General features: G+C 41.3%; 14 protein-coding genes. 10 read left to right on the forward strand and 4 right to left on the reverse strand.

All coding sequences use genetic code 11. The features are described 5' to 3' along the window. Together ACSX1H_RS14070 and ACSX1H_RS14075 are read left to right on the forward strand one after the other, a co-directional pair. On the forward strand, positions 1-233 hold a 233-nt coding region (locus tag ACSX1H_RS14070), incomplete at its 5' end, for a hypothetical protein (RefSeq protein WP_439184832.1). Between the two features lie 215 nt (positions 234-448). After that, positions 449-2,044 (forward strand): OstA-like protein, encoded by a 1,596-nt coding sequence (locus tag ACSX1H_RS14075; protein ID WP_439184834.1) that lies wholly within the window; start codon positions 449-451, stop codon positions 2,042-2,044. Between the two features lie 42 nt (positions 2,045-2,086). Here the strand turns inward: ACSX1H_RS14075 and ACSX1H_RS14080 are convergent, their stop codons facing one another. From ACSX1H_RS14080 to ACSX1H_RS14090, 3 genes are all read right to left on the reverse strand, one after another. Then, on the reverse strand, positions 2,087-2,308 hold the full coding sequence (locus ACSX1H_RS14080) for a DUF2795 domain-containing protein (protein ID WP_143304314.1): 222 nt from the start codon (positions 2,306-2,308) through the stop codon (positions 2,087-2,089). Between the two features lie 224 nt (positions 2,309-2,532). Then, positions 2,533-3,237 carry an ABC transporter ATP-binding protein gene (locus tag ACSX1H_RS14085; RefSeq protein ID WP_439184836.1) on the reverse strand — a complete coding sequence of 235 codons (705 nt, stop codon included), beginning with the start codon at positions 3,235-3,237 and terminating at the stop codon, positions 2,533-2,535. 128 nt (positions 3,238-3,365) lie between these two features. After that, positions 3,366-4,154, reverse strand: coding sequence for an O-methyltransferase (locus ACSX1H_RS14090; RefSeq protein ID WP_439184837.1), 789 nt, complete (start codon positions 4,152-4,154; stop codon positions 3,366-3,368). Positions 4,155-4,591: 437 nt separating this feature from the next. On the opposite strand from ACSX1H_RS14090, the gene ACSX1H_RS14095 reads away from it, so the two are divergent. Beyond that, positions 4,592-5,836 carry a hypothetical protein gene (locus tag ACSX1H_RS14095; RefSeq protein WP_439184838.1) on the forward strand — a complete coding sequence of 415 codons (1,245 nt, stop codon included), beginning with the start codon at positions 4,592-4,594 and terminating at the stop codon, positions 5,834-5,836. 267 nt (positions 5,837-6,103) lie between these two features. Here the strand turns inward: ACSX1H_RS14095 and ACSX1H_RS14100 are convergent, their stop codons facing one another. Further along, positions 6,104-7,300 carry a tetratricopeptide repeat protein gene (locus ACSX1H_RS14100; RefSeq protein ID WP_439184840.1) on the reverse strand — a complete coding sequence of 399 codons (1,197 nt, stop codon included), beginning with the start codon at positions 7,298-7,300 and terminating at the stop codon, positions 6,104-6,106. Positions 7,301-7,637: 337 nt separating this feature from the next. Between ACSX1H_RS14100 and ACSX1H_RS14105 the strand changes: the two genes are divergently transcribed. The 7 genes from ACSX1H_RS14105 (at position 7,638) to ACSX1H_RS14135 (ending at position 15,330) form a co-directional block, all read left to right on the forward strand. After that, positions 7,638-9,176 (forward strand): arylsulfatase, encoded by a 1,539-nt coding sequence (locus tag ACSX1H_RS14105; protein ID WP_439184841.1) that lies wholly within the window; start codon positions 7,638-7,640, stop codon positions 9,174-9,176. Positions 9,177-9,255: 79 nt separating this feature from the next. Then, entirely contained in the window at positions 9,256-10,233 is a 978-nt protein-coding gene (locus ACSX1H_RS14110; RefSeq protein ID WP_439184843.1) for an HAD family hydrolase, read from the forward strand. A 27-nt stretch (positions 10,234-10,260) separates the two neighbouring features. Further along, positions 10,261-11,217, forward strand: coding sequence for an AAA family ATPase (locus tag ACSX1H_RS14115; protein ID WP_439184845.1), 957 nt, complete (start codon positions 10,261-10,263; stop codon positions 11,215-11,217). 21 nt (positions 11,218-11,238) lie between these two features. Beyond that, positions 11,239-12,150, forward strand: a complete 912-nt coding sequence (locus ACSX1H_RS14120) for a DUF58 domain-containing protein (RefSeq protein WP_439184847.1) — start codon at positions 11,239-11,241, stop codon at positions 12,148-12,150. 1 nt (position 12,151) lies between these two features. After that, on the forward strand, positions 12,152-12,616 hold the full coding sequence (locus ACSX1H_RS14125) for a DUF4381 domain-containing protein (protein ID WP_439184849.1): 465 nt from the start codon (positions 12,152-12,154) through the stop codon (positions 12,614-12,616). Further along, the gene (locus tag ACSX1H_RS14130; protein ID WP_439184851.1) at positions 12,606-13,598 is read left to right on the forward strand and encodes a VWA domain-containing protein; all 993 of its coding nucleotides are present in this window, start codon (positions 12,606-12,608) and stop codon (positions 13,596-13,598) included. Before ACSX1H_RS14125 ends, ACSX1H_RS14130 begins: the two co-directional genes overlap by 11 nt. Beyond that, positions 13,591-15,330, forward strand: a complete 1,740-nt coding sequence (locus tag ACSX1H_RS14135; RefSeq protein WP_439184853.1) for a VWA domain-containing protein — start codon at positions 13,591-13,593, stop codon at positions 15,328-15,330. The genes ACSX1H_RS14130 and ACSX1H_RS14135 overlap by 8 nt, the downstream gene beginning before the upstream one ends. The last annotated feature ends 16 nt before the right edge of the window (positions 15,331-15,346 follow it).

The following is a 15,346-nucleotide window of genomic DNA, read 5'->3' on the forward strand; positions in this document are numbered from 1 at the left end:
ACCTTTCATTACGTATCGATAAATGCCTGAAACCCTTATCAATCCTGCCCTTTCACGAGTACCATTGTCCTCAAAAGCGGGTGCAAAATAAGGAAGTATTTTGCGAATATGCAAATTCTAACAAAGAAAAAATTCACAAAAAAGCAGCATTACAACTTACACTGCTGTACATCAATACACTTAGCATAAAAATAAAATTACTTAACTCCATTCTACCATCAAAGTCCTACTAAAAACTTGCAGAAAATATGAGCGCCATGCTTCACCATTTAGAAATCGCAATAATAATTCTTGCTATTCTATACGTAATTAACGACAGATAGTGGTCATAGTTTTAACCTGCACAACATGGCAAATTGAGTTAGCATCGTAATTTGCCTTATTTTTTAAATTAAATAGGAATTTTTAGCAACTTTGTGAGCTATTTAATACCATTGATACATATACAATGCACTTAAGAATTACACTCGGTTTAATTATACTATCAGTAATTGGCTTTAACCAAGTACTTCCTGCTCAAAACAAGGCTAAAGTAGAAATAGAACATGCCAATGTTGGCGAACAAAGAGCAAGCCTGGGACCAAACGTTCGCCTGTTAATTGGAAATGTAAAGCTAAAACATGGAAATACCACTATGTTGTGCGATAGTGCTTACTTTCACGACTATAATGACTCAACTTTTATAGAGGCCTTTAGCCGCATACATATTATCCAAAATGACTCCATTCATTTATATGGCAACAAATTAACTTATAACAGTAGAGAGGGAGTTGCCCGTGTACGTGAGAATGTAAAAATTGAAAAACAAGATATTACAGTATTAACCGAGTTTCTTGATTACGACCGCTTAGGCAACTTTGGCTACTACTTCAATGGCGGAGAAGTACTCAGTGGACAAAACACACTCACCAGTGTTTTGGGCTTCTATTATCCAGACTTAAACGAGGTACACTTTAAGGACTCTGTAACTGTTAACAATCCCCGATACACCATTCTTTCAGACACCTTAAAATATCACACAATTACCGAGGTTGCCAGTATTCTTGGCCCCACATTCATCCACAGTGACAACAATTTGATATATAGCGAAAACGGGCTGTACGACACAAAAAACGACAAAGCCCATCTATTTAAAGGACAAAAACAAAGCTATGTTCAAGGCAAAGAAAACCTACTCAAGGGTGATACAATTTACTACGATCGTGAACAGGGATTGGGTGAAGCCTTTAGTCAATTTGAACTGCATGACACAACCAATAATCTGATTATTACTGGGGACTATGGATACTATAACGAACTTACCCAATACGCTTTGGCAACAAAAAAAGCGCAACTTTTACAGGTGTATCAACAGGACACTTTGTTTCTGCATGCAGATACCTTAAAAGCTATACCACTTATTGAAGAGGACAGCCGATTGGTGAAAGCCTATTACAATGTCAAGTTTTACAGAAAGGACCTACAAGGACGATGCGACTCGATGGTTTATGATTTTAGAGATTCGACCAATACCTTTTACAATGATCCGGTGATATGGGCACAGAAAAATCAGATGACTGCTCAAACCATTAAACTATTCAGTAAAAATAATGCGCTTTACAAGGCGGAGCTCATCAATTCGGCCTTTATAATAGCACCTGAGCAGGATAGTTTGCATTATAACCAGATTAAAGGGCGAAATATGGTTGGGTACATACGTAACAATGAACTATACAGGATAGACGTAGATGGCAATGGACAAACAATTTACTACCCAAAGGATAAAGATGTTGTAATCGGAGTGAATCGGGCAGAAAGCAGCAGCCTGTCCATATTCCTTAGTAAAAAACAAATTACGGGGATCAAACTAAGAACAGATCCAAATGGAAACTTAAATCCCCCTTATTTGCTACCCGCTGAAGATGTCAGGCTTAAGGGATTTATATGGCTGGAGAATATCAGACCTAAAAGCAAACTGGATATTTTCAAACAGGTGCCGATGCCAAAAATGGATGAGTACACCAAGGTATATGACGACTACCAGTTTGGGGACACAAATGAGTAAGTTACAAAAAATAAAAGGGGCTATCGCCCCTTTTTTGCTCTCTTAATATTCATCTTCATTAAAGAAGAAATCTTCCTTACTAGGATAATCTGGCCAGATATCCTCAATACTTTCAAAAACTTCTCCTTCATCCTCTATTTCCTGAAGATTTTCAATCACCTCTAATGGGGCACCTGAACGAATTGCAAAATCAATCAATTCGTCTTTGGATGCCGGCCAAGGTGCATCTTCTAGTTTCGAGGCTAATTCGAGTGTCCAATACATAGCAACTCAATTTAACATTAATATAATTGTGTTATTTTCTAGTTTACTTATCTGCGAATATAAAAAAAAAATCCAATCCTCCAACTCCGTATGGAATGTAATTTCACCAAGTAGTAAAACATTTGACGAAAAGACCTAAAAACACAATTAAAATACACGCTAATAAAAATTAGGTCCTGACTGTATGCAATTCAAATCTAAAACATTGATTTCCACTACAAACATTACAAGGCAAGCACCTGCTCATTCACTATATCCGACTCAATTAAGCCGTCACGCAGCCGCACTATTCGATGTGCATGCCTTGCAATCTCCTCCTCGTGAGTTACAAGAATGATGGTATTCCCTTGTTTGTGGATATCATCAAACAAGCGCATTATGTCAACTGATGTTTTGGAATCGAGATTACCCGTTGGCTCATCGGCCAGGATAATTGAGGGTTTATTAATCAGTGCACGAGCAACGGCAACACGCTGCCTCTGCCCTCCTGACATTTCATTTGGCCGGTGGTACATCCGATCACTAAGTCCCACACTCTCCATCACCACCTCTCCACGTTCGAGCCGCTGTTGTTTGGACACACCGGCATAAATAAGCGGTAATATGGCATTTTCAAGAGCTGTATAACGCGGAAGTAAATTAAAGGTTTGGAAAACAAAACCAATCTCCTTATTACGGATTTCTGCCAAAGCATCATCACTTAGTCGGCTAACGTCGGTCCCATTCAACACATAGCGGCCGTCTGTTGGCGTATCCAACGCACCAATTAAATTCATCAGGGTTGATTTTCCGGAGCCGGAAGGCCCCATAATCGCCACATATTCGCCTTTAGAGATAGATAGCGATACTCCTTGAAGGGCTTTTACAACTTCTGCCCCTACCCTGTAAAACTTTTTTATTTCAGTGATTTGGATGACCTGATCATTCATAGAGTTAAAATTTAGTCTAACAAATATAAGTTTTTAAGCAGTGAAAACTAGCTGTCAGTAATTTTCCTCTATGAAAACCGACTCAATTTCGACTTTCAAGCCAATGAGCCGGACAAGACCACCTTTTGCTAATAGCGAACAATAAAGTGTTGTTTTTGACACTCTTTTTTAAAAAAAACAATCCCCAGCTGAAACAAATCGATGGAAACAGTAATCTGCGGATGGTCACAGATTATCTTCCAGGCTTCTTCCATGCCTTGCGACCAATGAATATCGTCAAAAACAAATACAGAATCGTTATTTACCTTACGGAGGCAAATGTTAAAATAGTCGATGGTCGCCTGTTTATCATGATGACCATCGAAGAAAACAAAATCTAATGAATGAGCGCGCTCCAACATATCGGGCAGCACATCTTTAAACTGCCCAACATACTGCTTAACATTTTGGCACTTTAATCGGCTAAAGGTTTCCTGAGCAACTCGAGCTGTTTCCGGGCACCCTTCAATGGTATGAACCTCACGCCTTCTATCGGCCAAAGCTAAGTAGGAAGTACTGATGCCAACGGACGTCCCTAGTTCAACAATTGAGGCTGGATTCAGATAATGCACCAGTCGAAAGAGCAGCTCTCCGTATTTTGGTGCTATCGATGAATGTTTCACCAAAGCACATACTCGCCTTTTCTTTCCTGAAAAGCACTGACTCCCTGAACCGTAATCGACCGCCTCAAAGCACACCGTTGACTGCTTTAATTTATTTCGACAAACATCTATCTCTTTAAAAGCATAAAAGCCATGTTTACAATAAACAACCTCACGTACAAGATTAAAAACAAATGGGCTATGCAAACCATAGCCTTTCCTATATCGCGATTTTAAACAATAAGTAAGATAGCTCTTTATTTGAAAAAAGTTCATTCGTATCTGCTTAGTCTGATTTATTCAGTCGCATGTGGTATACAATGGCGGCACAAGCGCACATGCATCTGGCCTGCCAAACTATATATTTAATGCCAAAAGGCAAAGTTAAAAAGAAGAAATAGTCGTTCTATAAGTCAAAATCCATCCCCAAAGACGGAGGTTGTTAAGGTAAAAAGCAAGGGTGACTTTTATTTCAAAGCGATTCATCTAAAAAAACACCTCGATAAACTCTGTCAGCGATCGCAATTCCCTTCCACAGCAATTCACTTCTATATATCTGACAGCCTGCTAGCAATTGTTTTCATTAGCTTTCTCAATGGAGGCATTAAAAATAATTCAAGCTCAACAAAGCGAAATTCATTGCAGGCTCCGTTAAACACTTTTCGAAAGCAGTTGTTTAGTTGGTAGAATTAACCGTCTGGAGGAAGCTGTGAATGGAAACATACATTAACCAACTAATTGAAACTATAGAGGAGGCCATTGATAAGGCACCTGGTAAAACAGGATTTGAGGAAGACGAGGATGAACATCTTTTTGCCCAGGAATTTTTGCAAGGCAGACCAGAAAAGATATCGAAAATTGTAGGCATTGAAAAGTACAATTTCCCTCTTGCCAACCAACTATCATCTGAGCAGATATCAAAACTGCTCGAGGCAACAGAAAAGCTTCTTAAAGCCTACAATTGGGAGTTTATGTTTCCCGAGAATGTTAAGCCCTCAACCAAATATCAGTTTATTATTGATCTGTGGGATTCGAAACATGTATATTGCCAGCAAGGTGTGGTACAAATAGAAACCTGTCAGTTTGATGAGAATCATTGCCCATTTCCGGGTCAATGCCAGGTTTGTCACAGCTTTAAATGCAATGATGATGACAGTCACCATTGCTGCAAAGGCCAGGTAGACTTTTCAAACCTCACACCTGACATAGACCATACGGAGGATGCTGAACTGCGAGGTGAGATTGAGCGCTTTAAAGCGCTGATGCAGCAACCGCAAAATGATAACTTTATAGTGGGCATTCATAACTACTGTGATGGACGCTGCAATAGATGTGAATTTACTCAGCAGTGCAGTTCTTACGCTCTGAATAAAGAGCTCGATTTTGATTTTACGGATGACGATGGCAGCAGTCAAAAACAATTGGCAGTTATTTTTCAGGCTACTACAGAAATCATTCAGGAGGAACTATCTAAAAAAGGCATTAATGCTCAACAGGCAATGGAAGCATTGGCTGATGAAGATAAAATACAAACGCCTAAACATTCGCTGGAGTTACTCGCCGAGTCATATGCTGAAAAAGTCACCCGCTGGCTGGAGTCGAACCAAATGGAGTTAGAAAGCCGGTTGGTATCAGAGCCAACACCAGCTATTCAAGAAAGCTTCGAGTCAATTACCTGGTTTCAGCTTTTTATTCCCGCTAAAGTAAGTCGTGCAGTTTCTTCTGCTAGCAGCAAACAACCATCCGAATGTGAGGTGTATGATGCCCGTGGATCGGCAAAAGTGGCCTTGTTGGCCATTGACGAATGCATGCAGGCCTGGGAGCTCATTCTAAAATCCATCCCTAAAAAAGAAGACAGCGTATTAAACCTGTTAAGGCATTTATCGAAGATAAAAGATGAACTCGAAGGACTAATACCGGAGGCAAGAAGTTTTATCCGGCCAGGATTTGATGAATAAAAAAATCTGAGAGACCCATTTGGAAAATTTAAGAATCGTAAACTATTCTAGATTGCATCTCTCAGATATTATCGCTTTACAACTGCGAAAAAATTACCTCCCGTTGCAGGTAACCCAATGGTTCCATTGGCTTTGGTTCATTTAAACCGCTGTAAAACTATTAATTTATTTGAGAGTTCAATAACAACAGTGTATTTTTTTGTGTAAAAACCTTAATTTTTTCTGAATTACCGATTATTTGCCCTAAAAATGGTCCAAATTAGGGGTTTATCTATTGGTATTTAGGTGCTCTAATGTTTGGGTGATAGCCTCGAAAACCTGGTGTGAGTCTTCAAATACTTTGGAGAAAAACTGACGCGACCGCTTAATCATTCGTTTAGCCTTTCTTTTGTTGCCTTGTTTATATAGAAGCTTTCCATAATGAAAACAAACGTTACCGCAAGCCTCCATATCGGTCTTATAATCCCGAAGTGCCTGCTCATAAATTTGCAGCAATAAGCGTCCCTGTCCTTCTCTGAGAAATAAGCCATTTAATTCATCGGCTAGTTCAGGAGCATACAAGTCGCTTTCTAACACTTTATAGCCATTGGCAACAATTAAACTATCATCTTCCAATTTTAAGGAGGCGTTTAAGATATACAACAAATTAGGCCTATATCCGGGACATAATTTATCGGCTTCCTGAAAATAGTTCATGGCATATTCAACATTTTGCTCTTTTAAAAACAGGATACCGCTCACTCTTGCTGCATCAGATTTTTCAATGGAATCCTGATACAAATGAAAGGCACGCACCGCATATTTTATGCCCTTTTGAGGCAACCCATCCAGCAAATAGGTTACTGCCAGACTATAGTTGGTCAGAGGCTCATTGGCTTTAATTGCCAGTGATTTGATAAACCATTTTTGAGCAGCAAAATAATTCTGATTCAAAGACTGATAGTATCCAAGGGCATATAAGCTATAGTAATCAAAAACCCCATGTTCGATGGCTTTTTCATAATAGGCATTACTTTTTTCAAGAAGAGCCTCTGACGGTTCTCCCCACCGATCACCAAAATCATAATAGATGCGATTGTAAAAATCCCCCAAAGCTTTTACGATCCTGTAATCATCCGGGTATTGAGAAGACAAGTGATGTAGCACACTATCTATTTGAAAAACCACAGGTGTAACACCTAAAGCCTTCTCTCCTCTAAGCTGCTTCAACTCTTCGCCAGGCCTAAGGTTTGTAAAAGAAAACGACCGGTGAAAGTAACTGTTAAGATGATAATTCAAGGCCAAATCCACCTTTTTTAACAGGCAGTCAACTGATGATGTATCTGCGCAATCGCCCAACAGCTCGAAGGCCGTTAAATACTGCCCCTTCGAAATTAGTGAATCAATTCTATCCTGAGAATTAATGCTTGAGCACCATACCAGTTGGCTAACAGCTACAATAACGAGACAATTAATTTTTAACAAGTGAGTCATTTAAAAATTTCAAACAATACTATTTTTAATGAAGTGATGCATGCTTTTCAACACATTGCACTGTATCCCTTTACTCGAATTACTAACAGAAGGTTATTACTTTTTTATCCGCACCTTAAAAATTTACCTGATAATTTTCCAAAATAGCCATCACCACTCTGTTTTCCACCCAAATACCACCACTGATTATCAATACACTATTGCCATTTAACTAAATTTTAAAGAACTTTTATTCTCGCAAATACTGAGGTTCTCACTTAACCACAAATTCTATGAATGGTTCAAGCACAATTCCATCTGCATTTTTTTAATAATTAATCTATTTTATATGAGAAAACTACTATTTATTAGTGCAATCCTAGCAATGGGAATGATCTTAAATGCACAAAAAACTAAACAACCCAACATTTTGGTAATTTGGGGAGATGACATCGGACAGTCAAACATTAGTGCCTATACAAACGGACTGGTTGGGTACCGAACTCCTAACATTGATCGCATTGCCGATGAAGGCATGATCTTCACTGATTATTATGGCGAACAAAGTTGTACTGCTGGTCGCTCAAGCTTCATTATGGGACAAAGTGTGTTCAGAACCGGATTAAGCAAGGTGGGCTTACCTGGTGCCGAATTGGGTATGCAGAAGGAAGACCCAACCATTGCCGGCTTACTCAAACCACTTGGCTACGCCACAGGTCAGTTTGGCAAAAACCATTTGGGCGACAAAGACGAGCACTTGCCTACCCAGCATGGCTTTGATGAGTTTTTGGGAAACCTCTACCATCTTAATGCCGAAGAAGAGCCGGAGCTTCCCGATTACCCAAGAAATCCGGAATTCAGGGAAAAATTTGGTCCAAGAGGAGTTATTAGTTCGTCGGCTGATGGCCCCGTAAAAGATACCGGCCCGCTTACCAGGAAAAGAATGGAAACCATAGATGACGAAACAGTGGCTGCTGCCGTTGACTTCATTAAACGAATGGATAAAGCAGGAACACCTTGGTTTGTCTGGTGGAATGGAACGCGTATGCATTTTCGTACACACGTGAAAGATGAGCTGATGAACGATCCGAAATACCAGGGCCTGAATGAGTACGCCATTGGTATGATTGAACACGACATGCATGTTGGCGAGCTACTTGCTGTTTTAGATGAACTTGGTATTGCCGACGAAACCTTAGTTTTCTATAGTACTGATAACGGCCCTCACAAAAATTCATGGCCCGATGCAGCTGTAAGTCCGTTTCGTGGCGAGAAAAACACCAACTGGGAAGGCGGATGGCGTGTTCCTGCAATGGTACGCTGGCCCAAAAACATTGAGGCAGGTTCAGTATCCAATGAGGTTATGCACCACATGGACTGGTTACCAACCTTATTGGCCGTTGCTGGGAATGAGAATATTAAAAACGAACTACTCGAAGGTAAAAAAGTGGCTGATAGAACCTATAATGTGCACCTGGATGGTTATAACTTTTTACCCTATCTGACCGGCAAAACTGAAACAGGGCCTCGAGAAGAGATTTTTTATTTCTCGGATGATGGCGACCTGACAGCTTTAAGGTATAAAGACTGGAAAATGGTTTTTATGGAACAGCGCAAATATGGTACACTTGCTGTTTGGTCAGAGCCTTTTGTAGAGCTGCGGATCCCCCTTATCTTTAACTTAAGACGCGACCCGTATGAACAAGCTCCGCTTACCTCCAATACTTATTACGATTGGTTACTCGATCATGCATTTATGCTTGTCCCTGCTCAAGCCTATGTAGGAAAATTCCTTTCAACTTTTAAGGAATATCCGCCGCGGCAGAAGGCTGCCAGTTTCAGTTTGAGCCAAGTAATGGAAATGATGAAAACACCAACAAACAATTAGGCTAAAAACCTACCATTTCATATTCTCATGGCGTGCAGCGAGCTGCACGCCATGAATTAACCCCTAAACACTAACCCACATGCGAGTATTCCTCTTGTCCATCAGCTGTATCTTTCTTCTTGCCTGTACCCCTTCTAAAAAACAAAATCCTCAACACACAAATCCTCTCCCTTCGTGGAATAATACACACTCCAAAGAACTAATTCTTTCATTTGTAAAAAGGGTAACAGAGCCATCATCAGAAGCATTTGTTCCCATTGAAAACCGCATCGCTGTATTCGACAACGATGGAACATTGTGGAACGAAAAGCCACTCTATATCCCAATTGAATACGAAATCAACTACATAAAGGAAAGCGCGCAAAGCAACCCGGCGCTTTTAGATAACGAGCTCTACAAAGGATTAGCTGAGGGTAACCTTGCCATATTGCAAAAATACTCCACTTTCGACCTGATTAATCAACTCTTCGCAGCCCACAATAACCAGGATGAGACGGAGTACAAACAATCAGTCTATCGCTTTCTAAGTAAAAACCATCACCCGCAACACAATCGCCCTTTTAAAGAAATGATATATCAACCAATGGTTGAATTGGTTCATTATCTGCAACAGCACAATTTTGAAGTATACATCGTTACTGGAGGAGAAATCACTTTCGTCAGAACCATCTCCAAAGAAATATATAACATACCGGTTGAGAATGTGATAGGCAGCAGCGTAAAACTCAATTACATTTCAGATGAACAGGGCGTTAGGTTAATCAGAACAGGTAGTATTCAATCGGCCAACGATAAACATGTAAAACCCTGTAACATTGAACTGCACATTGGTAAAAAACCAATTTTTGCTGCCGGTAATAGCGATGGCGATTATGAAATGATGGAGTATACCCTATCAGGCGATACCCCTTCCATGGCCATACTGCTACATCACGATGATGCCAAAAGAGAATACAGCTACATGCATGGCACTGAAAAAGCAGTGGAAGATGCAGATATCAAAGGGTGGCATGTAATCAGTATGAAAAATGATTTTAACCAAATATTTCCCAACTAATTACCTGTTTACAATACCTTATCTATTATGAGTATTTACGACCAGATTAAAGAATTAAAAGAGCGAATAGACCAATCAATTATCGGACAAGCTCAACTTACTGAACGCATCCTGGTTGGTTTATTAGCCGATGGTAATTTATTACTTGAAGGACTACCTGGTCTGGCTAAAACAAGAGCCGTTAAAAGCCTCGCAAAAGAGCTGAATACAGGCCTGAGTCGTATTCAATTTACACCCGACCTGCTCCCCTCGGATATTACAGGCACCGAAATATATCAGCCTGATAGTGTTGAAAAATTTCATTTCCAACAAGGACCCATTTTCAGTAACTTAATATTGGCAGATGAAATTAACCGTGCCCCGGCCAAGGTGCAGGCAGCCCTATTGGAGGCTATGGAAGAGCGCCAGATATCTGTTGCCGGAAAGACCTATCCGATGGATAAACTCTTTATGGTATTAGCTACCCAAAACCCGGTAGAACAAGAAGGCACCTACCCTTTACCAGAAGCTCAGATGGATCGCTTTTTAATGAAAATACTAATTAACTATCCTGATGCGGCCGCAGAAAAGGAAATACTCAGGCTGGTCAGACAAGAAAGTAAGTCGGGAGTAGTGGCAAATACACCAATTAATCCTTCAGTAATTTTTGAGGCCAGGGAAGAAATAAAAAGCATTGAGGTGTCGGAAACAGCTGAACAATACATGGTTGATTTGGTGAATGCCACGCGATTTCCGGATAAATACAGCGACAAACTAAGCGAGTGGATAGCCTACGGAGCCAGTCCGCGGGGCACAATAGCCCTGGAAAAGTGTAGCCGCGTAATGGCCTGGCTCAAGCAGCGCGACTATGTCACATCCGATGACACACGAGCTGTTATTCATGACGTTCTGCGCCATCGATTAATATTAAGCTACGAAGCCAATGCCGATGGGATAACTGCCGAGCAAGTCATTGATGAGCTATTGGATGTCGTAGCGATTTAGTAAAAACGAATTTCTGACCTGATGGAAAACTACACGGCCATAACACTGCGTGACCTACTCAAGTGGGAACACCTGGTTTTGGGAACAGACATCATACCCAAACAAAGAGTAAGTTCCTTGCTGGTTGGGAAACATGCCAGCATGATGCGCGGTCGTGGACTCGATTTCGAAGAAGTGCGAAATTATGTGGCGGGTGATGACATCAGAAACATCGACTGGAAAGTAACAGCCCGAACAAGGCGAACTCATACGAAAGTATTTAATGAAGAAAAAGAACGTCCTGCGCTTATTGTTGTGGATCAGTCTTCTTATATGCTGATGGGTTCACAGCTTTATCTAAAATCAGTTATTGCAGCGCACACCGCTGCCCTGGCAGCCTTCCGAACCATAAAAAAAGGGGATCGCTGCGGAGGCATAGTCTTTAACGATCATCAAATCGACTGGTTCGCACCACGTAGAAGCCGACAGGCTGTTCTGCAGCTCTTAAAAGCTGTCAGTAATCAAAATAACGAACTTTTGGAGCGTCAACAGGTAACTGACAATTCTGAGCAGCTTGAGAAAACCCTTAAGAGAATTGCCAATTATGTCACGCACGATTACATCATCACGCTCATCAGCGATTTTAGCCAATGTAGCCCTGCCAGCTTCCGGATCATCAAGCAGCTGTCGGTTCACAATGATGTCATACTGGTACACATTGAGGACCAATTAGATGTGCTAACGAACATCTCTGACATGCTTATTACAGATGGGGATAAGCAACTTTTTTGGCGAAAATTGAAGCCAGAAACTATTCAAAGAGAAAAAGCGGAAGAACAGGCGCTTAAGGAAAAACTGAAGCAGATACAACGTCGTTACAAAACACCAGTACTTTACCTGAATACAGCTCAGCCACTTGAAGAACAGATGAGAGACATCTTTAAAAGCAAATAATATGCATGAAGAAGCGATTACGACCATCATTGAACCTGAAGCTATCGCTTTTAGTTTTGATGCCATTGGCTGGAAAGTACTGCTCCTTTTAGTGCTTGCCGCGTTAATAATGACACTAATTTGGATGACCATCAGGTATCGAAAAGATAAATATCGCCGCGAAGCACTGGCGCTGTTGGCTGCAATTTCCAACAATCATTCAACATCACTTCAAAAAAAGGCGGTTCAGGTTCATACATTATTAAAACAAATATGCCTGACAAAGTACAGCCGACAGGAAGTGGCGAGCCTCGAAGGTGACAAATGGGCGTCCTATCTTAACAGTCGGATAAAAAAACCTTGTTATTCGGTGCAAGATATAAAATGCATTCAACTGGGCCTTTTTAAGGCCAACAGCCTGGATGCACAAACCGTTGAACGTTATATTAACCAAAGTAAAACCTGGATAAAAAAGCATGTTGTTTGAGTTCAAATACCTATGGCCATTCTTATTACTGCCATTACCCTTGTTGGTGAGGTGGCTCCTTCCGGCTTTCAGAAAAAGACGTACTGCGCTCTTGCATCCGCGCTTTCGTGCTAAAGCATCTCTACTGAACCAGCAGCCCAGGCATTCAGCCTGGGTGTCCAAACGCCCTCTTATCAATGAAATAACCCTCTGGCTCATATGGCTTTTGCTAGTTACAGCGGCAGCTCATCCTCAACTAAGTGGCGAACCAGAACTACAGATTAAAAATGCTCGTAGCATTTTTATAGCAGCCGACATATCTTTTAGTATGGATACGCGCGACTGGGTTATAAACGAACAACCGCTATCGCGTTGGGAAGCTGTGAAGCAAATAATGGCCGACTTTATCGAACAACGGGAGGGCGACCGACTTGGCATCATTTTCTTTGGTTCCAATGCCTACCTGCAAAGTCCATTAACAAGTGACCTCAACTTTATTCGATGGCAACTGGATGAAACTGATGTGGGAATGGCAGGCCAAATGACGGGCATAGGCAATGCCATAGGCTATGCCACCAGCTTATTTGAAGCAGATACCCTTGCCAATAAAGTACTGTTAGTATTAACAGACGGTGTGGATAGTGGCAGTGATATCACACCCATGGATGCAGCTAATGTAGCCGCCAAAGATTCCATCACTATATACACGATTGGCATTGGCGAAGCCACTGCTTCCAACTCAGATTTAGATGAACGCACCCTGAAGCTCATTGCAGCAGCTACCAATGGACAGTATTTTGCAGCCAGCGATCCTGAACAATTAAAGCAGGCCTACACCGCTTTTAATGAACTTGAACCCATTGAATGGGAAGAGCAGGCCTACAAGCCTGTTGTTGCACTCTACCATTACCCATTGGCTTTAGCACTGGTTCTGGCTGTATGTCAGCAATTGATAATGGGTCTTATAAAATTTGCATCTTACATAGCCAACAGAAATGACTGAGCCGATCAAATTGATTTTACAACAATTTCATTTTATCCATCCACAATGGCTTTGGGCCTTGCTGCCTGTACTATGTATTCTGTTATTGATTTTTTGGAGTAACCGCGAAAGTAAGAAATGGGAACGTTTTATTGCTCCTCACCTCCGTCCTGTGCTGTTTATGAAGGGCTCACAAACAGCATTCTGGTGGCCACTAATAGCCTATTGGCTAGCCTGTAGCTTTATTATCCTATCGCTGGCAGGCCCAACCTGGAAAATGAAGGACATACCACAAGGCAAAGCAGCTGCAGTATTGCTTATTGGAGTAGATTTATCGCACAGCATGCTGGCAACTGATATAGCCCCCAACCGACTGGAGCGCGCTAAAATGAAAATAACAGATTTGCTGAATGCCAATCCTGAAACAGACATTGGTCTCTTTGTCTATTCAGGTACCCCTCATATTGCTGTACCATTTTGCAGCGACTATAGTATAATCACACACCATATTGAAAATTTACATCCATCCATGATGCCGGTTAGAGGCACTAACATGCAATTGGCCATATCGCTGGCTGATTCTCTATTGCAGCCTTACGATGCACCTGGCACCCTGCTACTAATAACGGATAATTTGAGCCTGAATGATGCAGCTTTAGTCAAAAGCTTTTGCAATAACAGCATTCACCAGGTAACGATTATGCCCTTAGCATCGATCAGCGGCGGAACCATGCCGGCGTTTAACAACCCCAATAAAATACTTAAGGATAAGGAGGGCAGGGATAGAATCGCCACCATCGATATGTCCGTTATTCAAAACCTAAAGCAAACAAGCAAGGTCAGTATCATTCCACCAACTCTCGATCAATCTGATATTGAAAACATTGCCACAGAGGTAAGAAAGCGAAAACTCTTCACCCTTGGTGACAAGCATGACGATGAACAGTGGGATAATAAAGGATGGTGGTTAATTCTACCAGCTTTATTAATTGTGTTGGCCTGGTTCAGAAAAGGCTGGTCCATCTTCTGGCTGTGGACAGGCATCCTTATTCATGCCTGTTCGCCCATCGACAAAAATGCGAGCTTATGGTACACGGATGATTACCGCGCGCAGCAAATGTTGAAAGACAGTCTTTATGAAGAAGCAGCCAACACATTTACATCAATTCCCCATAAAGGCTTGGCCTACTATAAGGCGGGAAATTACGATGCAGCCCTTGAGCTATTTTCATTGGATTCTACCGCCAATGGACGCTATAATAAAGGTGTAACATTAATTCAACTGGGGCGCCTGGAGGAGGCTCAGAACTGTTTCGAACAGCTCCTTAAATTAGCGCCGGAGATGCAGGCCGCCAAACAAAATTTAGAACGTACCCAACGTCTGATACTGGAACGCGACTCCATTGGAGAACAAATGAACGAAACAATTCATCTGGATAAGAAAGAAAAAACGGATGAACCCTTGCAGGAGCGCAGTGCTAAAACAAAGGATGAAGAACTAACGTCGGATACAGAAGTGGACGAGTTACCCGATGATGGCAAACGGGTAAGCGATGAAGTGGCCACCGAAATATCCAAAGCGGAAGAGATGGAGAAACCCGATGACGCCATGAATCAGGAAGGGGAGCAGAAGGATGCTAAAAACATCATGTTCAAAAAAATATCAGCAGACCCAAGCGAATTTTTACGCCGACGATTTAAGTTTCAGAAAGACAAACACTACCCAAACGAAAAAGAGTTAAGTGATATTTAGACAATACCTATTGATT

Origin of the sequence: Carboxylicivirga taeanensis (assembly GCF_051851475.1) — a bacterium.
Lineage (GTDB): Bacteria > Bacteroidota > Bacteroidia > Bacteroidales > Marinilabiliaceae > Carboxylicivirga > Carboxylicivirga taeanensis.